This window comes from Microbacterium umsixpiens (genome assembly GCF_053543675.1).
The window spans coordinates 18,897-19,920 of sequence record NZ_JBLVOH010000244.1 but is presented as its reverse complement, the minus strand read 5'-3'; the positions used below and the strand labels follow the sequence as shown (position 1 = coordinate 19,920).

Here is a 1,024-nt window from a genome sequence, read left to right as displayed (position 1 = left end):
CCGCCTCCGCCAGGGAGCACGGCGTGCGCACCGGTCAGCGCCGCCGCGTCGCACAGGGCCATCTCTCCTCGCTGCGCGTGCTCCCCCACGACCCCGACCGTGACGAGCGCGCCTTCCTCCCCGTGCTGCACCTCATCGAGAAGCAGGCACCCGGGGTCACCCTGCTGCGGCCGGGACTCGCGATCGTCCGTGCCCGGGGCATCTCCCGCTATCACGGCGGAGAGGCGGAAGCGGCCGAGGCGCTCACCACCGTCCTCGCGGAGGCCGGTCTCCCCGAGGTGCGCATCGGCGTCGCGGACGGCCCGTTCACCGCCGAGATCGCCGCGCGGGGACCCACCCCCTGCACGGTCGTGCCGCCCGGCGGATCCCGGGAGTTCCTCGCCCCCTACCCCGTGCAGGTGCTGCGCGACGAGCAGATCGCCGGTCTCCTCGTCCGACTCGGGGTGCGCACCCTCGGCGAGTTCACCGCGCTCACCCCGCTCGACGTGCGCGACCGCTTCGGTGAACACGGCGCACGTCTGCACGCTCTCGCCGCCGGCGCCGACTCCCGTCCGCTGACGCCGCGTCCGCCCGACCCCGAGCTCGTTCGGGACATCGAGTTCGACTCGCCGCTGGCCGGAGCGGATCAGGTCGCCTTCGCGGTGCGGCAGACGGCGGATGCGGTCATGCTCGCACTCGGCGACGCCTCGGTCGTGTGCACGGAGGTGCGGATCGATCTCACCGATGACAACGGCGTGGTCTTCTCCCGGGCCTGGCTGCATCCGACGTGCTTCGACGCCTCCGATCTCGTCGACCGGGTGCGCTGGCAGCTGGAGGCACTGGCCGCGCAGTCGGCGAAGGAGCCGGTCGATGAGGCACGGGCGTTCGGCGGCATCATGGCGGTGCGCATCGTCCCCGCCGCCGTGGACGACGCCGCCCATCACCAGCCGGGGCTCTTCGGATCCGGCACCGACGAGCGCCTGCACCATGCGGTCTCCCGCGTGCAGACCATGCTGGGCCATCAGGGCGTCGTCACCGCCGCGGT

The 1,024-nt window shown here is 73.3% G+C and carries 1 protein-coding gene; it reads left to right on the top strand.

Annotation, left to right across the window (positions count from 1 at the left end; genetic code table 11):
• Nucleotides 1-1,024: DNA polymerase Y family protein (locus ACNPM4_RS20410; protein ID WP_448986990.1), on the top strand; the 1,024-nt coding region annotated here is incomplete at both ends.